We start from the raw sequence: 20,899 nt of genomic DNA, 5'->3' as shown, positions 1-20,899 counted from the left end.
GGGCCCCGACGCGCACCCGCCCGTCGCCGCACGTCAGGACAGCAGGTGTGCGAAGAAACCGATCTCCGGATCCTCCGGTGTGCCCACGAGCAGCGCACGGTCGAGGAGGATGTTGTTGTGCTCGCAGCTCGTCTCCGGGAGCATCACGCAGGCATGGCAGGCGGCGAGGTTGGTACCACCGGTGCCGGAGGTCTCTGACTCGACGCAGAGCGGGTCGGAGGAGCACCATTCCGCACGCCGCACGGCGGCGCGAACCGTGCGGGCGAGGCTGTCCGGCTCGCCCTGGGCCACGAGGCCACCGAGACTTCCCGCGGAGTCGCTCGTCGCCGTGTAGACGAGGATTCCCGCCATGTCGGTGTCGGCGTACAGACGCTCGCGCAGTGCGGCGGCGGGATACCCGGCGTCGAGGCTCCATTCGTTGATGAGGACATGGGCCAGGGTGTGGAGCAGCACCATGCGAGGGGAAGCCGGGGACGGCGGCACCAGGGTCGGATCGGCGGCACGCTGCCTTATGAGCCTCTCGTGCGCGGTGCGCATTCGTTCGGCACGTGCCACCACGGTGGCCGAGTGCGACCACTCGTCGAGTCGTGCGTCGTCGAGGCGGAGGAAGACGCCCTCGCCGCGGACCTCCATGGCGGGCAACCAGGGCAGTCCCGACGTGGAGAGCGCGGCTTCCCTGCCCTCGGTCGACATGTCGGGCTCTGCGAGCCGGGTGAACGCCTTGAGGGCACGGACCTCCCGGAGCTTCTTCACCAGCATGGGGCCGGTGATTCCCAGCGGACGCAGCTCCGCCGGGTCTCCGAGCGGGGACTCGCAGACGAACTGCTCGTCGCGGGAACGGGCGCGTTCGTCGTTGCCGGCACGGAGGCGCTCGTACTCCTTGTGGCGCAGGGCGCGGTACCGGTGGTCGAAGCTCGGGGCCTCCTCCCCCTCGGGGTCCTCCTCGTGTTCGGCTTCCAGGAGCGCCATGATCTCGTCGACGGACACCGGGCATTCGCCCTTGAAGACGAACTCGAGGCACATCTCGATCTGCTCGCGCCCGTTCAGTTCGCGAAGCCGATCCCAGTACTCGGCAAGCGGGTCCGCACGCCCGTCGCTCCACGGCGGGATGGAGAGCGCCGACTTCAGCACCGGCTGCCACACCGCGGAGGAACCGCGCTGGAGAGTACGGGGGGCGAATCCGCAGGAGTCGGCGGGGACGGACGTACCCAGCCACGGGCGGGTGCCGCGGCAGCGGAGCCCGAGGTCCTTCAGGGCCTTCTTGCGGAAGGAGCCCTCCATCGAGACCTCCGGCACCCCGCAGGTGCACGAGACGACGATGGAACGGAGGGACGAACTGCGCCCGGAGGAACGCAGCTTGAGAGTCCCCCCGCATTGGCCCGCGGTGGTCGTTCCGGCACCGGCCGCCCGGTGGACCCAGTGCCAGTAGGGAAACTCGTCGAGATGTCCCGCTTCGCAGGCGATCACGAAGCGGGAGGGGACCAGATCGACCTCGCAGGTGCCGCAGACGCTCTTGCCGGGGGGTGGGTTGAAGTCGCGGTGCCGACGCAGTTCGTCGCATTCGGGGCAGGAGTGCATGACGGGGAAGCGACGGACCCGGACCCCGTCCTTGCTGGTCTCGTCGGAGGCGGGAGGCAGCCGGAAGTACTGGACGCCCAGAAGGCGGGCGAGCCGACGTTCGTGAATCCTGGGCGATTCGTCGAGTCTCCAGTGGGTGTCGGCTCCGTCGAGGCCGGAGACGACGAAGGACTCGTGGTCGACGGCGATCAGCGAACCGACACCGTATGTGGTGATTGCCTGGGAGCGGCGTACCGCGCCCCGCCGGGGCAGATTGTGGGCAGGCGCACGACCGCCCGTTTCGGTGCGGCGGCGTCGCGCGGGGGGCGGGGTCATCGGGATGCCTCCATGAACAGGGCGGACTCGGCGTCGACGTCGCGCAGGCTCCACAGGGTGCCCCATGCTTCGTCGTTCTCGGACTCGTCGCCGTACGGCTTCAGGAGCGACGGCCTGCGGTCACCCTTCTTCGGTTCGAACAGGAGACCGCTGTGGATGTCCGCCTCCTCGCACCACCAGTCGACGAACTCGTCGAAGGCGCGGGAGACGGCCTCGGTCTCCTCCGGGGTGACCTTGCACACGCGGTTGACGAGAACGTCCTTGATCTCCTTGCGGAGCCGGGACTCGTAGGACTCGACCCGTCCGGCTGCTTCGTTGGCGCGGGCTTCGGTAATCCGGATGCGGGCGAGGGCGACGATTACGGCGTGCAGGCCGCGCTCGCGGGCGCGGGAGGAGAAGGGGGTGACGGACGTGGACTCCACCTCGCGGTACAGGGCGGAGTGGAAGTGCAGGAAGTTCTCGTAGTGCGAGCGGTCTCGGGAGCGGGTCGCGTTGAGCATGACGGCGACCAGGCCGGGGTGGGCACGACCGACGCGGCTGGTGGCCTGGATGTACTCGGCGGTGGTCTGGGGCTGCCCCATCACGGCCATCAGACCGAGTCGGTCCACGTCGACGCCGACCGCGATCATGTTGGTGGCGAGGAGGACGTCCACGGCGCCCTCGTCGGGGAGCTTCTTCTCGATGCCCTTGAGGCGGGCGGGAATCTCGCTGGCATCGACCCGGCTCGTCAGCTCCGAGTAGTTCGCGGCGGTCCGGACTTCCACTCCCTCCCGCTCGGCGAGCAGTTCCAGGTAGGCCACGACGTCGTCGTGCACCTGGAGTTCGGCGGCCGACAACAGCCGGAGACTGTTGAAGTAGCCCACGAGGCTCCAGTACGCGTCACGCACCTCGTCCTTCGTCCGGGCCTGCTTGGCACGGTGCATCAGGGTGGCGTAGGTGCGGATGAGGAGCGTGGACTGGCTGGTTCCGGGAGCGAACAGCCCGACGTAGCGTCTGCTCGCCTTCTCCTCCCGCGGTGTCTCCACCGCGAACCACGAGTCGCGGGAGTCCAGCCCGGCCGGCGGGAACTGGCGCACGCCACGGGCGAACAGGTTGTTTCCCTGATGGGCGGCGCGACGGATGGTTGCCGTGGAGGCGATCACCTTGGGGTGGTCGGCGAGTGCGTCCACAGCGGTCTCGTAGAGGCCGGTGAGCGTTCCCAGCGGGCCCGAGATGAGGTGGAGCTCGTCCTGGACGATCAGCTCGGGGGGTGGTGTGGGGTCGTTCGGATCGTTCAGATTGAAAAGGGCCGAGGTGGCCGGTCGCCACGGCATCGAGGCGAACTTGTCGACGGTGGCGATCACCAGGGTCGGGCGGGCGTCGTAGACGGCCTCGTCGATCAGGTGGACCGGCAGACCACCGGTGAATTCGCAGCTCTCACCGGGGCAGCGGACGTGCATCCGCTTCTCGTCTTGGTCGACCTCGTAGTCGCGGGCGTCCAGACGCGTGCCGCACCACGGGCAGGCGTGCAGCTGTGCGGGGTTCATGGTGGCCAGGCGCCTGTCCAGATCCCTGTGGAGCTCCGCGAGCCTCTCCTCGGCCTCCTGAAGGGTGTTCGGGGTGGCCGACCGGCCGACCCACATGCCGATGGAGAACTCCTCGGTACCCAGCTCCGCAGGCAGGTCGCGTCGCATCAGCTCCATGGCGCAGAGCAGGATCGCGGCACGTTCGAACTGCTGGAGCGTGAGAAGCCGCAGCGTGTACCGCATGAGCACGGTGACACCGCCGCCCTCGGCGCCGCGCCGGATGCGGCGCAGGAACGAGGTGAACGCGATCAGACCGAGATAGGCCTCGGTCTTGCCACCACCGGTCGGGAACCAGAGCAGGTCAACGATGTCGCGGTCGTCGTGCCGGGGGTCGTCGATACCGGCCAGGCAGAGCAGCAGGAACGCGATCTGGAAGGGACGCCAGCGGCCGGCCTTCGGATCCGGGGCGCCGACCCGTCCGTCCTTGACCCAGGCACTGCGGGCACGCTGATCGGCCATGGCCCGGTTCGCGAGTCGGAACGCCCGCATCAGGTCGGGCCTGTCGCCGAGGAGCCCGATGCCCTCGCGGATCCTTCCGAGGGCTTCGCGACAGGCTTCGACCTGCTCGCGGGCCGGCTTCTCGTGCACCGTGTCGATCAAAGCCGTGGCTTCCGCCTCCTTCCGGTCGATCCAGTGCGCGTAGCCCGCGACCAGTGCCCCCAGAGCGTCCAGGACTTCGGTGTCCGACCCCTCGGCGAGGCCCGACATGGACAGGGCGGAGCTGTCGATCTCCGGATTGGAGTCGGTGAGCAATACCTCCACGGTGGGCACGAACTCGCTGCGCACCTCGGTCACCGCAGCCGGTACGGATTCGGTCATGCCGATCGGCGGCGGCGTCCAGTCCCATTCCGCGGCGCAGCCGTGGCCGACGGCGAAGGTCGGGGCATGGCGGTGGAGCAGTCGGCCGACAGCGACCTCGGGGTCGTGGGCAGCGGTCGGGGCCGAACGTTCGACGAAGGCGCTGGAGCCGTTGACCGCGCGAACGGCGATCCCGCACTGGAAGAGCGAGGCGGCGTCCTGGAGGTCGTGCTCGCCGACCCGCCGGGCGTTGACCAGGGTGACGGTGACCGTGACGGTGCCGGTCACCGGGTCCGGGCGTCGGACGTTGACGCGCAGTTCCACGTCGTGGCCGAGCTTTTCGACCTTGTTGGGGGCGGGCACGGTCACGTCGACCGGGGCCTCCCGCAGTTCGAGCACCTTGCGCCGCCACCGCTCCTGCTGGTCGGAGGTGGTGCGGGCCTCGGCGCGCCGGGCCGGGACGGGGTTGCCGTCCGCGTCGGTCGCTTCGTAGACGGCGGCCCGGGCCCGGATCACGATCGTGTCGCCCATGGCCGGGTCCACCGCGAAGGTGAGCCCCATCGACGAGGGTCGACGGGATCCCGCACCGGTCTCGTCCGCCGCAGCCGCCTCCTCGCCGGTGTCACGGGAACCCACCGCAGCCCGGTCCAAGCCCTCCTGCTCCTGCTCGTCCTCGTTTCTGCGCTCCTGCGCGGCCGCGTTCGCGGGCCTCGGGTAGAGGATGCCCGCGAGGTAGCGGTCGATCGGAGCGTCCTGGGTGAGCACCTCGTCCCGGTCGTCCGGTGCGGCGTCGGGAGAAGGACCGAGGAGTTCGCGGCGCAGCCCCACCAGGATCTCCTCGTCCCGGACCCGGTAGTGCTCGGAGTGCCGGCCTTCCACGTGTGTCATGCGCTCGTCTCCTCGTTGTCGTCGGCCCGTCGGTACCGACCGATGCCGGTGATCCGGGGCGCGATCCACACGCCCCGCTCCCCGAGGCCGGCGTTGGCGCCGGCAGCGGTGCTGCCCGTCACGGTCTCCAGGGTGTCGATCCTCAGGCCGCGGATCTCGTCGGGCCACCAGGGGTCCCAGGCCGGATTGACCTTCTGCACCCGGAAGAGTTCCTCGCGGAAGTGCTCCGAGGCCTCACCGATCTCCCGCCCGTCGTGCACGAGGGCGTACGGCGGGCTCTGAACCTCCCCCATCGGCAGGTCGTGGCGCTTGCGCAGCATCACCTCGTGCCCCTGAGCGACCCGTTCCAGAAGGTACGCCTGGGTCGTCACGGCGTCGCTCTCGTGGCCGGGCGGGTGCTCCCGGCCGATGTCGCCCGCCTCGGAGACGATTCCGTACCTGTCGTACGACCGCCATCCCCCCACGTACCTGCGGCCGCTCCTCCTGCTGCCGGCCCGTCGCAGGATCGGCAGCTCGGGGCAGGGCACGTAGTAGAGATCCTGACGGGTGCGTGTCATCGCCACGTAGAGTGCTCGGGCCTCGGCGGGCAGGTCCAGCTCCTCCTTCTTCTTGTACTGCCTGCGGAGCTCGGAGACGCTCGGTGGCGCCAGGACGATCACTCGATCGAACTCGAGCCCCTTGGAGCGGTGCACGGTCGAGACGACGAGCCGGGACGTCTCCGGATCGGCCGCCTCGTCGGGGAACCCACCCTCGGCGACCGAGCGGCGCAGCCGCTCCAGGTCCAGAACGTTGCGTCCGGCCCCGCGTGCGGCGCGGCGCAGCACCGTCCACAGGACGGTCGCGTTCGGCTCGTACGGCAGGGGGATCTCCGCGAGCAGTGCGCGGAACCGTTCCTCGGTGAGACCGCTCGCCCCGGTGCGGCGCAGCAGTTCTGCCACCCAGTACGGGACCGGCCGTTCTTCGAGAGGGCGCCGCAGTCGGTGCGCGATCCCGTGTTCGTGGAGGAGACCGGAGACCACCAAGGCCTGACGGTTGTCCCGCGTGAGGATCGCGCAGGTGTCGGAGAGGTCCCGCAAGCCGTCCAGGACGAGCGGATCGGTGAGGTCGCCCAATCCGTTCATCGGCTCCAGGAGGAGATCGCGCAGCTCCTCGTACAGCGTCGCCGCCCGGTCCGCGTCGGCGATTCGCTGCAGCTCAGTACCGTACGGCAGTGCCACCCGGGCCTCGGGAGTGGCGGCCCGGAAGTTCCGCGTGAGGTGTAGTTCCACCAGGTCGTCCGCGTACGAGGAACGCAGCCAGTCGAAGAAGCGGCCGGTCTCGTCGGAGCGTTCGGCCACGTCCTCGATCTGGAAGCCGTAGACGGTCTGGGCGGCATCACCGACGACGGTGAAGCCGCAGCTGTCCTGGTACCGGTCGAGAAGCGTCTCCACCAGTTCGCGCCGTGCGCCCAACAGGTCCTGCACCTCGTCGATCACGACATGGGCCGGCGGAACGGAGTCCCCCGCCTCCAGGGCTCCCTTCTCGACGGCCTGCGCCGCGGCCGTGATCCGCTCGTCGAAGCCGGTCGCACCCCATTCGCCGTCCGGGTACGCCTGCAGGAGCACCCCGTACGCCCACGCGTCGAAGGTCTGTGCCCGGACACGGCGGGCCCGGTCGCCGTGTCGGGCGATTCGCTCGCGCAGCTCGCGCGCCGCGGCCCGGGAGAAGGTGAGCACCAGGATTTCGGCGGCCTCCAGGGCCTCCTCAGGATCCTCGTGTCCGCACAGGGCGTCGAGCCGGCGCACCAAGGTGTGCGTCTTGCCCGCTCCGGCGCCCGCGGTGACCAGGACTCGCGCCCCCCAGGGCTGTTCGACCACAGCCCGTTGCTCGTCGGTGAGCGGGGGACTGTCGAGGTAGGGGTCGGTCACTTGGGGCTCCAGAGGTGCTCGAACTGGGTGAACGCGAGCCGGGTGTCGAAGTTCGCGATGTTGTCGCTGACGTTGAGGATCAGGCAGGTGTCCTTGCCGCCGTTCCTCGGACCGCGCAGTCCGCGGCCGATCATCTGCTGGTAGACGTTGGTGCTGTAGACCGGACGGGCCACCACCACGACACGGGTCGCGGGCGCGTCGAACCCCTGGGTGAGGACGCCGTAGTTGGTGAGGACCCGGATGCGGCCCGACCGGAAGTCCTCGATGCGCCGACGCCGGTCCTGGGCATTCGTCGTCGAGTCCACGGCCGCGGAGGGCACACCCCGGTCGTTCAGCATGGCCGCCAGGTACTTGGCGTGGTCGACGGAGGTGGCGAAGAGGAGGGTCGGCCAGTCCTTCGGCAGACCGACCACCTCGTCGACGATGCGGCGACTGCGTGCGTGGTCGTCGGCGAGCCGCTGCTCGGCGGCCCTCGCGAGCGTTGCCATTCTGTCGGCCTGTGCCTTCTCCTCCCGGGTCAGCTCGATCCGGCCGCCCTCCAGCGTGCGGTGTTCGACCTGCGCGAGCATTCCCCACTCCTGCAGGTCCCGGTACGGGTCCCCGGAGGGGAAGACACCCTCGTCGAGGCGCTTGTTGCCGAAGCGGTTGACCAACCGACGGGTCTCCTCCTCGTTGGTGTTCCGGAACGGGGTGGCCGTCAGACCCAGCAGGTGCCTCTTGGTCTCGAACTGCGTCAGACCCAGGTGTCCCAGGATCTCCGTGTAGCGCTTGGAGACGGCGGTGTGGGCCTCGTCCACGATCACCAGGGAGGCACGGCGCAGCCAGTCGTACGCCTCGGTGCCCAGGCAGCGTTCCAGCTTGGCGTCCGTGGCCACGACGAGGTGCGGGTGGTCGACGACGTTCCCCACCTCGTTGGTGCTCCAGAGCCGGCTGATCGTGAGGGGGCGCTCCGCGCCCACCTTGCTCCAGACGAACTTCCAGCTCTGCACGGCCTGCTCGCACAGCTCCTCGGTCTGCGCGATCCACAGCAGCGGCCCCTGCAGGTCACCCACCTGCTTCACCCAGCGGATCACGGCCTCCGCGGTGACCCGGGTCTTGCCGGCGCCCGTGGGCAGCGACAGCATGGCCCGCTGCGGGGCCAGCCGGTCGAGGAGGACACTGATGTTCCGGACCAGGTCCTCCTGGTAGTCGTGGAGGCGGGGGAAGTCCCGGGGGCCGTCCACCGTCTCGAAGGCGGGCGGCGACGGGGTCCGGGAACCCGCGAACGCCACCGGCAGCCTCAGGTCGGAGACGAAGGCGATGGCGGCGGACGAGCCTGCGTAGCCGACCGGAGCGTTCGGGAACCTGGCCTGGATGTCCCGGGCGTGCTGCTGAAGCACTCCGTCACCGTGTGCGTTGAAGGCCATCTGCGCGATCCGGTGCCCGGTCGGCTCCACGCCGCCGGTCTCCTGGAGTTCGGCGTCCATCAACCCCTCGGGCAGCCCGGATCGCAGGGCCTCCGCGCCGATCAGCAGCTCGATCTTCGTGACCACGTCCTCCGCGTCGCGTACGGCCTTGATCGCGGCCCTCGTCTCGCTGTCCCGGGCCATGCGCTCCTGGTGCTCCAGGGCGGCCCTGCAACCGGCCGCCCCGAGTCCGAGCTCCAGCTCGCGGTCGATCAGCCGCAGCATCGGTTCCGGATCGAGCGGAACGTGGACCTTCACCGTGCCGCCCTGGCGCACCGCGTCCAGAGCACGGGGCTTCGTGCCGTTGGGGGTACGGGTCACCTCCTCCAGTTCGACGCATCGCTGCACCAGGCTGTTCCGGTTGGTGTTGTTCAACCGCTGACGAAGGCCGGGATACAACTCGACGAGGGGCACCGGGTCGCCGTCCGGGACCTCGCGGGTCTCCCGGCTGATGACGTCGGCATAGCGGAGCATGCCCCACTTCTCGACCATCAGTTCGGCGTCCTCCGGCCTCGTCACGAGCAGCGCGGGGAGCTGTTCTGCACGCAGCGCCCGGTACTCGGCGGCACCGACCGCGACGGTGATCTCGTCGTCCGGGCGGGCGCCCCAGGTGTCGCCGATCCGGCATCGGGTCAACGTGTCCTCGGGGAACTCCGCGCCGAACCGGGTCAGCATCACGTAGGTGGTGCCGACGAAGGAGTCGTCCTCACTGCGGGACACCTCGACGAGAAGGTTCTGCCAGCGATCGGCCGGGACCTCGTCGACCGTGGTCGGCAGACGAAGCTTGCGGGCCTTCTCCGGGGAGATGTCGGCCACCGGCAACACGTCGCGGTAGGCGGCCAACTGGGGTCCGACGGCTTCCCGAAGGGGCTTGACCCCTTGGGAAGTGGCGACGGTTCCGTACTTCCTGAGCAACCAGCGGATGGGCGAGGCGACGGCCTGGCGCGTGCTCGTCTGCGTACCGATCTGACGGGTCCAGTTGTCCACGACGGCGTCGTCGGGCAGCACCTTCAGGAAGGCGGCACGGGACTCCTCCGACAGCGAGCGGAACAGGTGCAGGGGACCGCCGACGGCGGAGCCCTCCACCTTCATCCGGGCAAGGCCGGGGCGAGGGGCGCGGTCGTCCAGAGTGCGCAGGTAGGCCGAGTGGACCGCCTCCCGATATTCCTCGAACCAGGCCTCTCCCTCCGGTCGCACCGCCGCTGAAGGACGTTCCCGCAGGCCGATCTCGGGAAAGAAGGCGAGGTCGTCGGAGTGGAACTTCTTGTCCACGGCGATGCTCGGGTCGCGCTGCGGGTCGACGACCACACCGGGCAGCATGCAGTCGCGCACCGGGCGGAATCTCCCGTCCGCGGTTCGCACGCACAGCGCCTCGCGCGCATTCGGGACGCGCTCCAGCAGCTTATGGGTCAAGCTGCGGCCTCCGGCCTGCCGGAACAGCTCCCAGAAGCGCTTCCACTCGGTGTCCCCGTATCCGTCGAAACCCTGGTCGAGGACGCTGATGAACCGGCCCTCGGCGTCCGCCTCCCGAATGCCGAGGACACCGAGAGCGTGGACCAGCGAGGAGTCCTGGGCGATCTCGTCGACCACGTACACCAGGGTCTCGCGCAAGCCGCCCACTTCGGCACGACGGAAGACCCGCCCGTGCACGGGGGCGACGAGGCCGTGTTCCTCGCTGAGCACGATTCGTGCCTTCCGGGCTTCCTCGGCATGGGGAGAACCGATCCCGACCATGTCCGCGAGGATGCGGATCGCCACCGCCGAAGCCTCGGCGGTGCCGCACTGGACGAGTGCCTCCAACCACTCCCGGACATCGGTCCGCCGGTGTCCGGCGGCGTCGAGGATGTGCTCCACCTTTCCGGACCGCAGTTGATCGGTCTCGGCATTGGGGTGCAGCCAGTCCGCCGGGCGGCCGGGGCATTCGTGCCACATCCGCAACCAGCCCGTGAGGCGCTTCGGGTCCTTGTCGAGGCGCGGGTGGACACGCAGCGCGGTCGGTACGCGAAGGGTGCCGTCCTGGTCGGGCAGCGACGGCCGTACGGCGGCCCGCGCCCAGATCTCCTGGGTCAGGAACTCGTCCGCCCAACTGATGGACTCCTTCACGCGGCCGGGCAGCAGAGGGAGGTAGGCGGCGGGGTCCTCGGTCGGGGCCAGCCGGGCGAGCGAATCCACCACCAGGGAAGCCGAAACCTTGATCATCTCTTCGTTGAACGCCGACGAGTCGAGCAGGTTCTGCCGGTCCTCGTTGGTCTTCCAGGCCCCGTTGAGAATGCCGCTCAGGGACATCTCGTACTTCGTCGGGAAGAAGGACCAGAAGCGGCCTCGTCCGCGTGACTTCGGGGAGACGTACAGCCCGCTCGTCCTGTCCTTCTCCAGCGCCGGTACGGCCCAGGCGAGGTCGAGGGCGAGGCGGTCGTGCAGTTCACCGGCGTCGGCGCGGGCGGCCGGTCCGGGCTCGTGGGTGACGGAGAAGACCCGCCAGTGGCTGGTGGCGGTGGGCCTTCCCGTTCGTTCCTCGACCAACGTGTGCAGATCGCCCTGCAGCTCGGTGGTGAGCACTCGACGGGCTACGGGGCGCGGCCGACGGTCCTCGAGGACGACCTTCGCCACGTGGGGCGAGAGGAGCTGGAAGCCGACCGGGAACTCCTCGCGGAAGGAGCCGGCACTCGTCCGTCCGCCGTGCATGTCCTGGGCCAACTTGTCGGCGGCGCCGGCGAGCAACGGCAGGCGTACGACGGTGGTGGCCCAGCCGAGCAGCTCGTCGAGGACGGGATCCTGGGCGCGTTCGGCGGCCATGTCGAGGGGGCGAGCCATCCGAAGCACCGGAGCCTCGAAACTGCTTCCCAGATGTTCCGCGACACCGGGCACTGTACGAATGCGCTCGTACGCCCATTCGCGATCGAACCCGAAGGAACCGGTGCTGCTGAAGAATTGAGGAGTGTCGGTGACGACCAGAACCGATTTGACGCCCACGCCGAAACGACCGATCTGACCTCCTCGCTTGCGTGACATGCTCATTCGGAGAATTGTTTCCGCCCCTTCGGGGGAAACGGGGGAACCTTCGTTCGCGCAGTACAGGTTCGTGGACGTGAGGACGACATGAACGGTTCCACCGGGATTGGTGGCTATTTCGTCCGCCGCGTTCTGCACGAGTTCGAAGAGCTGACGGTCACCATATCCGCCCTGGGTAATGCGTCGTTCGCTGTTGGCGTGTTCCGGAATGAGGCCGGGGTCGACCTCGTAGGTTTGCAGCACACGAGTCGACTGCTCGAGTACTGTACGAACCACGGAAGAGGTGGCGGACGGCATTTGTCGGCGTCTCCTGAGGAAGCGGCGGGCGAGAAGGCGGGGTCGTGGTGGGCCGGCTGTGCGGTACACCCCATCGGTCCGGGGTGTACCGCACAGCCGGCCCAACTGCGTTGAGGGGGACGGTTCAGTCGTGCTCGTCGGTTCCGGGAAGGAGGTTGTCGTCGAACTCGTAAAGCTCCTTCAGGTCTTCGCGCGTCGTCTCCCACTCTTCGATGATCCGCGCCTTTTCTTTTTCGTTGTGCGCCCTCGCCAACTCCAAGGACAGAGCACTCAGCTCGCGTCCGGAAAAAATAGGATGCGAGGTGGAACGCTTGTGCGACTCCGTGTCCCCCGGGTCTTCTTCCACGGGTCGATCACCGTCCTGTTCTTTCGATCCGCATCGGTCGTTACGACGCAGAATTTGCGTGCGTGGGCGCGTTCGATCGGCGCCATTTATCCGGGGTCGAGGCCTCGGGGCGATCCGTGATCAACGTTAGGGGATTCGACCTCGGCGGCGCCACCGGAATCAAGGATTCCTTTTTGAATCCCGCGGAAGAACTGGTCGGAGAGTGATGTGGGTTGATCAATGACAGAGCTCTCCCCTTGTGGCGAGTTCTCGTCCTGCTGCACTTTAGGGGAAACTCCTGATGCGGGCAAGCCTCTTTTTGATTTCCGACAAAATGTGCAGAGAGCGCGAAGTGTCCCCGGAATGGGACGAACGGGGGGATAACGCGAAGTGGGTGATGCGACAGAGAGGAAGGCCGGCGGGGTACCGTCAAGCAAGAGTTGACCGAGTCGGGCGTGTCAAATTAATCTGTCCAGGTCTGTAGGAAGAGTGGAAAGTGGGGGGTCGTCGCATGGAGACCGGTGAGGAGTTCGGGCCCTGGCTGGCCCGTCAGCTCAGGCTCGCGGGGAAGACACAGGCGGAGCTGGCGGAAGAGCTGGGACTGACCCGCGCCGCGGTCTCGGCCTGGATCACCAGGCGGTCCGTCCCGCGGCCGACCGTGATGGAGGACATTGCCAGGGCGCTCGGCACGGACATCGGCACGGTGCACACACGCACCACCGATACACAGGCGGGTCTTCCCGTCACCTGGTACCACCGGCCCGGCTATCCCGACGGCGGTCGCGACGGGGGCAACGCCGCCGCCTTCGCCTTCGACGCCGACGTCCAGGTCCTCGCCCGGGAGACCTGCCAGAACAGCCTCGACGAACGGCTCACGGACAACGGCCGCCCGGTCCGGGTGCGCTACACCATTCACGAACTGACCGGCGAGGTGCTGGACGCCTTCCGCAAGGCCGTCCTCTGGGACGACCTTCACCCCCACTATGCCGCGGTCTCCCGATCGGCCTCCCACCAGAAGGTCGGCCGGGTCGTGGACGCGGGGGTCCGCGACATGTTCGAGAAGGGCCGGCTGGTCCTGCTCCGGATCGACGACTACAACGCCTCCGGACTCACCGGGGACGACTACGGCGACGGCAAGTTCGCGGCCGTCGTCCGCCGTCAGTTGGAGAGCCTGAAGTCGGGGCGTGGAGCAGGCGGTTCCTTCGGCCTCGGCAAGGCGACGCTCTGGGCGACCAGCGCACTCGGCATGGTCCTCATCAACTCCACGCTCTCCGTCCCCCACGAGGGGCGGACCGAGCGCCGCCTCATCGGGCGACTGGAGCTGCCGTGGCGCTCCGTCGGTGACGAGACGTACGCGGGACCTGCCTGGCTGGGGCGCCCCGACCCGGACAGCCCGGGAGCACAGGTGGCCCGTTCCTGGTGGGCGGACGAGGAGACGGTCGAACACCTCCACCTGACCCGCGACAGCGACGAGCCGGGCACTTCCTTCCTCATCGTCGGCGCCCACGACGTGGCGAGCCTCGACCAGAGCGTTCCCGACCGTGATGTCGACGACGAGAACGGAGACGGAATCGACGACGACGGGACTCGCGACATCCAGTCCATGCACCGGCGGCTGGTCGAGGCGCTGGAACGGGACTTCTGGGCAGCCATGACCGGAGGCGGAAGCCGGCTTCCGCTCCTGGAGACCTCGGTCCGTACGCTGCGCAACGGACAGGTGGTCCTGGAGGAGGAGAAGGTCGACCCCGCCCGGTCCCAGCCCTCCCGCACCAGGGCTCTGCGCTCCTTCTACGAAGGAACGACCGTGGACCGGCTCACCGAGGCCGGCCAGGTCGCCCTTCGTCACGTTCCGTTCAGGCTTCCGCTCGCCGGCGGGCGCCGAGGCACGCTCGGCACGCACCCCGCCGTCCTCCTCGTCACGGAGGCCGAGGACAAGGACGGTGCCCCGAACCAGGTCCACTCGCTGCGCGGCAACCGGATGACCATCAAGAAGTCCGGTGTCGCCGGTCTTCCCCTGGGCGTCAATTCCTTCCAGGCCGTTCTCCTCGCGGGGCACGCGGCCGGGGAGACGGCTCCCTTCGCGGAGGAGGCCGAGGAGTTCCTGCGGGCGGCCGAGCCGCCCGAGCACGACCGCTGGGGTCAGACGGAGGAACTCACCCTGCGCTGGTCGCACACCGCGCACCACCGCATCGCCCGTCTGACCACCGAGGTCAACTCGGCCGTGAAGGAACTGGTTGCCAAGCCGAAGCGGTCCGGCGGTGAAGGGGGTGCGAAGCTGCGGAAGGCGCTCACCGTCCCCCGCAAGACCGCGCCCAGGCGCGCCCCCGGGGCGGCCCTGCCGGAGCTGGACGGGCTGGACGCCTCGATCGGAGAGGCGGGGGAATGGCGGATCACCACAGAGGTGAAGCTGCCTCGTGCGGACGAGCTGCCGGCCATGACGCCGGTGGTCCTGCTCGACGTGAGGTCGGGCGGCCGTCCCCGACTCGACTGGGCGGAACTCGTCGCGGTGGAGGGCTGTGAGGTCGAGGACGGCGTGCTCCGCTTCTCGCCCGGTGCCCGGCGAGCCGTCTTCAGCGGCTCCACCGATGTCACCAGTCATCCGGTCCGTACCGCGCTCACCCGGCTCGTTCTCGAACTGCGCATCGGCAAGGGGGAATGAGACATGAAGTTCTACCCGTACAAGCGGCTCAATCGTCCGATCACCCTTCGGGTGACCTCGGCCTCGCTCAGACTGCCCGACGGCACCCGCGACCACCTGGACACGTCGGCGTACTCCACGCAGCAGCGGACCGTCGCCCTCGGGGTCGCACAGCACGAGGACTGGGTGTCGGCCAGGATCGGTCTCTCCGCCACGCTGCCTCCCGGTGCCAACGCTCCCGACTCCCCGTGGAGCGAGCTGCGGGTCCTGGCGGTGCTCACCGACGGCGAGACCAACGTGCGCACCGCCGTCGACCTCAAGCAGGACACCCCGGAGGGCAAGGAGTGGTCCGGGACCGTCGAGGTGTTCCGTGACGACCACGTCGGGCGCGCCACGCTCGCGGTCCAGGCCGTCGCCACGATCGACGGCGTACCGGGCCGGTCGCTGGCGGAGACCGACGACGACTGGACCGTGGACGTGGTCGCGGAGGAGCCGCTCGGTGGCCTGAGCCTCGATGTGAAGCAGGTGAGCTTCTCGAAGACCTCGCGGGAGTGGCTGCACGCTTACGCGGACGCCCCTTGGATCGTGGACGCCTCGGGCCGGCTGCCGGCGGTGCTGGTCAACTCCGACATCGAGGGTTTCTCCGATCTCCTCGGCGCCGAGAGCGGAGGCATCGAGAGCAAGGTCCACGAGATGCTCGTCTCCCAGATGGCCACCGACGCGTGGACCGCGGTGTTCCACAGTTCCGTGGGTGATCTGGAGGTGGAGCCCGACGGAACGCCCGTCTTTCCCACCGACTGGCAGGGCGAGGTGCTCCGCGAGATGCTCCCCGACGTGATCCCGGGCGTCCGTCCGGAGGAGGCGCTCCGCCGGGTCCACCGCCGACGCACCGGTGACGCGGGATGGGTGGAACTCCAGACCCGTATCCACTACGCGGCCGTGCGGCGCGCCGGCGCGAGCAAGGCGCTCACCAACGCCCTGCGCGGACTTCAGCAGTTGAACCGAGGGGACAAGACATGACGATCGAGAAACCGCACTACATTCCCCAGCGGCTCGGCCTGCTGTCCGCGGCGGCGGCCGGCCCCTTCCTGACGGAGGACCTGCTCGCGGGGGTCCGGGGGCACGGGGGCGTGGACCTCGCCAAGGCCGTCGAACCGTTGGCGGAGGACGACGCCCGCTGGGAGGTCGAACCGCTCAGGGAACTGGTGGAGGACGCGATGCACGAGTTCGGCGACAGCCGGACCCGTGCCGACGGCTGGCTGGCGCCCCGGCTGCACGCGACGCTCCGCCTCACCCGACGGGAGGCGGCGGATCGCAGACTGTGGACCCATCTCGCACTCGCCGTCGCACCGGACTACGTGGCGTGGCGGCACGGTTCCCCGACCACGTCGAAGATCAACTCGGAGCGTTTCAAGGGCGCGCCCGACCGCCAGTGCTTCTCGCGGCTGTGGTGGGCGGCGGAGATGTTCCGCAACGGAGGCGACTACTTCCCGGTCGAGGCGGCCTGCGGCAACCAGGACCTGATCCACTCTGCGCTGCGGCGCGACCTCGTCGACCACCGACCCACCGCCCAGGCACTGGTGGGCGTCCTGGGGCGGGGGATCACCACCGGTCGTGAGATCGAGGGCCTCATGACGGCGATCAGTGCCGCCGGCGCGACCCTCGTCTACGACGCTCTGGCCGAGGACGAGCCGCGTGACCCCGAGGTACTGCGCCAGTGGATCGCGGATGCCGAGACGGCGCCTTCGGTTCCGCGACACACCCTGCCCAGGGGGCCTGAGGAGGAGCCCGTCCCGGAGGAGACGGTGCGGAAGCTCACCGACTACTTCGTCGAGCTCTTCGAGACGGCCCCGGTCCGGGGCCGGGCGCCCAAGGATTGAAGGAGCGGAAGGGTCACCTGCCGGTGAGCGGGTGGCCCTTGAGGCCGGAATGCTTCAGGGGCTCCACCGATTCCTTGGGCTCCCAGGCCTGCAGTTTCTCGACTCCCCTATCCAGCCTGGCCTCGGCCTCCTCAGCGTCGAGCTCGGGTTCCAGTACGCGCAACAGCACGTGCAGGGCGAGCCGGGGAGGGACCGCGTTGCCGATCTGCTGCGAGACGTCGTTGCCGCTCCAGGGGTATGCCGCGGGAAACGTCTGGAGTACCCCCGCCTCAGCGTTGTTGAAACGGCCCAGGTCGTCCTCGAGATCCTTGTCGGTCCCCTTGTGGACCACGCGGTTCCGCGACACCTTCCCCGTGATCGTGGCGGAAGGGTCGTCGTGGTCACGTCGGCCGCGGGCCTCCGGCACGCCTCCGGTTCCGTAGTTGGAGACGACGCTGAAAGGAGGACGACGACGCACCTTGACCGAGTGCTTCTCCGCATTCTCCAGGGCGGCCTCCATGGAGACCCAGTGCTCCGGCTTCTCCGAGAACAACGTGTCCGACCGTTTCGTCTTCGGCAGACGGGTGAAGGTTCCCCTCCGGTGGTAGAGATCGTGGGTCTCGGGCAGCTGTCGGAGAAGACCGGGCCCGGGGCCCTCCGGCAGATCGGGCCGATCGAAGCGGGCCATCAGCACGGCACGCCGTCGGGTCTGGGGAACGCCGAAAGCCTCCGTGTGCATGAGTTGTGTCGCGGTTCGGTAGCCGAGAGAGGCCAGGACCCCGACGTACCGCTCCCATACCGGCATCACCGCCGGTACCTGTTCCAGGACGACGGCCTCGTACGGCTCCGATCCGGGCCGCCTGCTCCGCTCGATCACCCACCACAGAGGCTGCAGGACGAGACCCGTCCGCTCGTCGCCCAGTTTCTCCAGCTCGTTCTTCAGCTCGGCGAGTTCGCCGTCCAGCCCGCAGAAGACCTTCAACAGATCCTGGAGCTCGCCGTCCACGAGTTCGACGGTCTGCGGCTTCTTGAGTTTCTTCAGGAACTCCCTGATCTCATTCGCCGAGTTTCCCCGCCGCTCCAGGCAGACCCGCATCGCCTTGCGCGTCTCGGTCCTGCGCTGCTCCACGGCGCGCTTCTCGTGCCTGATCGCTTCGGCCTCGAGTTCCTTGCGCCGCAGTTCCTCGTGGATCCTCCGCCAGGTCCGGAAGACCTGCAGCCAGGCCTGCGGATCGCCGGGGCGCTTCTCGGTGTCGCGTACGACCTCGTGCAGCCTTTCGATGTACTCCAGAACCTGGTCCAGCGCTCTACGACCCGCACCGTGCCCGGCGACGGTGAATGTCTGGCAGGGAGGTCCTCCGGTCAGAACCTGAGCACGCGGAAAGAAGGCGGCACGGTACTTGCGGACGTCTCCGTGGAAGGTGTCCATCCCCGCCGCGCCGCGAGTGGCGCACGCTCCCGCGTCCCATTCGATGCCGGTCACCCGGTATCCCAGCGCGTCTGCCGCCACATCCAGTCCCCCCGGGCCCGCGAAGAGGTCCAGGATGTGGAAATCCGCAGGTGAGGAGTCTTCCGTATCGATGTGGCTCATGGGCCTGAAGTCTAGCCGGCGCGCAGGGGTGGACAGGACGTCTTGTCTAGGGGCTGTGGACAACGCCCAGAGCGGTGGCTATGGACGCACCGAGCGCCCGACCCACTGGTGGGGGAGTGGCGTGGCCGATCTGTCGGTACCGGGCCGTCTTCCGCCCTGTGATGCGCCACTCGGGAGGGAACGACTGAAGGAGGGCCGCCTGGTCCACCGTGATCTTCACCATCCGTGCCGGGTCGTCCGAGCGGGGCCACGCGTACTCCGCTCCCGGCACCTGGTCCGCCAGCGATCCGGCGTTCACTCCCATACGAGCCCAGGCACGCTTCGTGCCGGACGGTCCGAGATCGGCGCCGCCGCGATTCTCCGACCCCCCGACCAGGGTGGGCGCCACGGCCGAGGCCTGGGCCGCCCAGGCCTCGGCGTCGCGCCAGCCCCGGGATCTCATGGAGGGAAGGAGTACCCGACCGACCGGAACGTGTTGGTTCACGGTCGGCTCCGGCGGGACGAAAGCGGGGAACCATCGCTCCTTGAGGGCCACGAGGATGCCCTGCCTGCGCTCCTGGGGCACACCGAAGTCCGCCGCGTTCAGTACGAACCAGTGGAAGCGGTAGCCGAGGTGGGTCAGCTCGGCCTCGACGAACTTCCGGATGCCCGCATAGGCCGGGGAGTCGATGAGTGCGGGCAGATTCTCCAGCAGGAGGGCACGAGGCCGGATCGAGTGGAGCAGAAGGATCGTGGCAGTGAGAAGCCGCAGTTCTTGATCGCTGTGCGCACGTCCCACGGCGGCCGAGGCCTTCACCCGCGGCAGGCCGGCCGACAGGAGGTCGACGTCGAGAGACTCCGGATGCTCGTCCGGGAGGAACTGGACGAGATCCTCACAGACCACTTTCCAGCGCGGCCTGTTGGCCAGGAGCGTCTCGCACGCCTGGGGTTTGTTGTCGAGGAGGAGCGCGGGGGAGAAGCCCGCCTCCTCCAGGCCCGACGCCAGTCCGCTGGCGCCGGAGCAGACGTCCACGAAGCGGAGTCGATCAGGCATCCGTCGTCCGCTCGGTCTCCCGGGGGTCCTGCACGAGTGCCTTCCGCCCCGCCTGGATCCGCTCGTTCTTCTTCCGGTCCACCGCCGCGCGCACCGTCGCCGAGATCTCCTCCGTCGACGCGTGCTCCCAGAACCGCAGCACCGTCCACCCCAGAGCCGCGAGGTGTTCCGTCGTTTCCCGGTCGCGGGCCATGTTCTTGTCGAGCTTCGCGCGCCACCACTCGGCGTTGGACTTCGGCTGCGTCGCGTGTCGGGGGCAGCCGTGCCAGAAGCAGCCGTCCAGGAAGACGGCGACCTTGGCCGGGCCGAAGACGATGTCGATCGTGCGGCGGGGCATGCCCGGGACCGGGACGTTGACGCGGTAGCGCAGGCCGGAGGCGTGCAGGAGCCGGCGTACCGCCAGTTCCTGGGCGGTGTCGCGAGAGCCCTGGCGGCTCATGCGGGCCGAGACTGCGGGGGAGGACGGAACGGCTTCGGTCACACCCGCATTCTGCCGGACCGGCCCGGCGTCACTCCGACCCGTGACACTTCCCGTACGTCTCCCCCGACCCGCACCAGCACTCCGCCCCCCGCGCCGGCGGCCAAGCCGTGGCGCGGCCTCGGGCCGCCAGGGTGGTGGCGTACTGGGGGAGGAGGTCCGCGTTCGAGGGGCGGGTGGATTCCGAGGCGGCGAAGGCCTCGTAGGAGGGGACCGTGGCGCGGACGATGCCGAGGTTGGGGGTGCCGGCCTGGGCGAGTTCGCGGAGGGAGGCCTCGATGTCGGTGAGGTGGGCCGTGTAGGTGGGGTACTCGGCCTCCAGCTCCGGGTAGGCCGCGAGGAGCTCGTCCAGTTCCGGTTCCGGCCAGTGGAGGACCGCGACCGGGAAGGGGCGGGAGAGGGCCGTGCGGTAGGTGCCCAGTTCGGAGCGGAGGCGGGCGATCTCGGCCCGGAGCTCCGCCGGGTCCTCCGAGCCCAGGGACCAGAGGCGCTTCGGGTCGTGCAGCTCGTCCAGCGGGACCGTTCCCGTGTGCAGCCGGTCCGCCAGGGCGTCCCAGTCGTCGTGCGGCAGCGCCAGCATGCGGCGGACCCGGTGCCGGGTCGTGATCAGGGATCGGGTCGCGTGGGGGAGGTCGTCCGGGGTGGTCAGCAGGAGTCTCGCCGCTTCCGTCAGGGTCGACTCCGCCTCCTCCAGCTCGTCGTGGGCCTCCAGCGTCTCCGCCGCGATCTCCCACGGCGCCGCGTCCGACGGCCGGGCGCCCCGGAGGCCCTCGATGATCGCCCGCGCCTCCGCCTCGTGCCCGTACTCCCACAGGTTCGCCGCCTTCAGCGCCCTGATCAGGTGCGGGTCCACGGGCTCGGACGACAGGAGGTCGTCGTAGAGGGCCGTCGCGCCCGGGCGGTCGCCCGCCAGCTCCAGGTGGGCCGCCGCCCGGAGGTACAGGGGCTCCCGGTCACCCGGGTACTGCGCGGCGGTGCGCAGCAGACGCTCGGCTTCGGTGGTGTGGGCTGCAGGCGTGTCGGGGCGCATGCGTCCCACCGTACTGCTGTGCGGCCCCGGAGAGTTGGCGCGGCGGGTCCCGTCGTGCCTCCGGGGGCGGGGAGGCGCGAGGGTCGCCGGGCTCACCTGCGGGGTTTCGGGTCTTCGGTCGGTACTCGTCCGGAGGGAGT

13 protein-coding genes are annotated in these 20,899 nt (G+C 69.2%); 4 read left to right on the top strand and 9 right to left on the bottom strand.

What is annotated here, in order from left to right; translation table 11 throughout:
* Nucleotides 1-33: 33 nt before the first annotated feature.
* From drmB to ACWGSR_RS14130, 5 genes are all read right to left on the bottom strand, one after another.
* Nucleotides 34-1,893: a DrmB family protein gene (drmB, locus tag ACWGSR_RS14150; protein ID WP_453566434.1), complete on the bottom strand. Its 1,860-nt coding sequence runs from the start codon at nt 1,891-1,893 to the stop codon at nt 34-36.
* On the bottom strand, nt 1,890-5,144 hold the full coding sequence (locus ACWGSR_RS14145; protein WP_453566432.1) for a helicase-related protein: 3,255 nt from the start codon (nt 5,142-5,144) through the stop codon (nt 1,890-1,892). The genes drmB and ACWGSR_RS14145 overlap by 4 nt, the downstream gene beginning before the upstream one ends.
* Nucleotides 5,141-7,051: a UvrD-helicase domain-containing protein gene (locus tag ACWGSR_RS14140; RefSeq protein WP_376231404.1), complete on the bottom strand. Its 1,911-nt coding sequence runs from the start codon at nt 7,049-7,051 to the stop codon at nt 5,141-5,143. Before ACWGSR_RS14140 ends, ACWGSR_RS14145 begins: the two co-directional genes overlap by 4 nt.
* On the bottom strand, nt 7,048-11,805 hold the full coding sequence (locus ACWGSR_RS14135) for a DEAD/DEAH box helicase (protein ID WP_453566429.1): 4,758 nt from the start codon (nt 11,803-11,805) through the stop codon (nt 7,048-7,050). The genes ACWGSR_RS14140 and ACWGSR_RS14135 overlap by 4 nt, the downstream gene beginning before the upstream one ends.
* Before the next feature lie 124 nt (nt 11,806-11,929).
* On the bottom strand, nt 11,930-12,151 hold the full coding sequence (locus ACWGSR_RS14130; protein WP_453566426.1) for a hypothetical protein: 222 nt from the start codon (nt 12,149-12,151) through the stop codon (nt 11,930-11,932).
* 62 nt (nt 12,152-12,213) lie between these two features.
* Between ACWGSR_RS14130 and ACWGSR_RS14125 the strand changes: the two genes are divergently transcribed.
* The 4 genes from ACWGSR_RS14125 to ACWGSR_RS14110 all read left to right on the top strand — a co-directional run bounded on the left by ACWGSR_RS14125 (nt 12,214) and on the right by ACWGSR_RS14110 (nt 16,648).
* Nucleotides 12,214-12,357 carry a hypothetical protein gene (locus tag ACWGSR_RS14125; RefSeq protein WP_453566423.1) on the top strand — a complete coding sequence of 48 codons (144 nt, stop codon included), beginning with the start codon at nt 12,214-12,216 and terminating at the stop codon, nt 12,355-12,357.
* A 284-nt stretch (nt 12,358-12,641) separates the two neighbouring features.
* Entirely contained in the window at nt 12,642-14,789 is a 2,148-nt protein-coding gene (locus ACWGSR_RS14120; RefSeq protein WP_453566421.1) for a helix-turn-helix transcriptional regulator, read from the top strand.
* Between the two features lie 3 nt (nt 14,790-14,792).
* Nucleotides 14,793-15,788, top strand: coding sequence for a hypothetical protein (locus ACWGSR_RS14115; RefSeq protein WP_376231416.1), 996 nt, complete (start codon nt 14,793-14,795; stop codon nt 15,786-15,788).
* Nucleotides 15,785-16,648 carry a DUF6339 family protein gene (locus tag ACWGSR_RS14110; RefSeq protein ID WP_453566419.1) on the top strand — a complete coding sequence of 288 codons (864 nt, stop codon included), beginning with the start codon at nt 15,785-15,787 and terminating at the stop codon, nt 16,646-16,648. The genes ACWGSR_RS14115 and ACWGSR_RS14110 overlap by 4 nt, the downstream gene beginning before the upstream one ends.
* 13 nt (nt 16,649-16,661) lie before the next feature.
* Here the strand turns inward: ACWGSR_RS14110 and ACWGSR_RS14105 are convergent, their stop codons facing one another.
* From ACWGSR_RS14105 to ACWGSR_RS14090, 4 genes are all read right to left on the bottom strand, one after another.
* Nucleotides 16,662-18,218, bottom strand: a complete 1,557-nt coding sequence (locus ACWGSR_RS14105) for a DNA cytosine methyltransferase (RefSeq protein WP_453566416.1) — start codon at nt 18,216-18,218, stop codon at nt 16,662-16,664.
* A 46-nt stretch (nt 18,219-18,264) separates the two neighbouring features.
* Complete coding sequence (locus ACWGSR_RS14100) at nt 18,265-19,251, bottom strand: DNA cytosine methyltransferase (protein WP_453566414.1); 987 nt, start codon at nt 19,249-19,251, stop codon at nt 18,265-18,267.
* On the bottom strand, nt 19,244-19,690 hold the full coding sequence (locus ACWGSR_RS14095) for a very short patch repair endonuclease (protein WP_453566528.1): 447 nt from the start codon (nt 19,688-19,690) through the stop codon (nt 19,244-19,246). The genes ACWGSR_RS14100 and ACWGSR_RS14095 overlap by 8 nt, the downstream gene beginning before the upstream one ends.
* 70 nt (nt 19,691-19,760) lie before the next feature.
* Complete coding sequence (locus tag ACWGSR_RS14090; protein ID WP_376231425.1) at nt 19,761-20,759, bottom strand: SEC-C metal-binding domain-containing protein; 999 nt, start codon at nt 20,757-20,759, stop codon at nt 19,761-19,763.
* Nucleotides 20,760-20,899 lie beyond the last annotated feature (140 nt).

It is taken from the genome of Streptomyces sp. NPDC055632, assembly GCF_053618675.1.
Note: the sequence above shows the minus strand (reverse complement) of the source record. Positions and strands in the feature narration are given on the sequence as shown.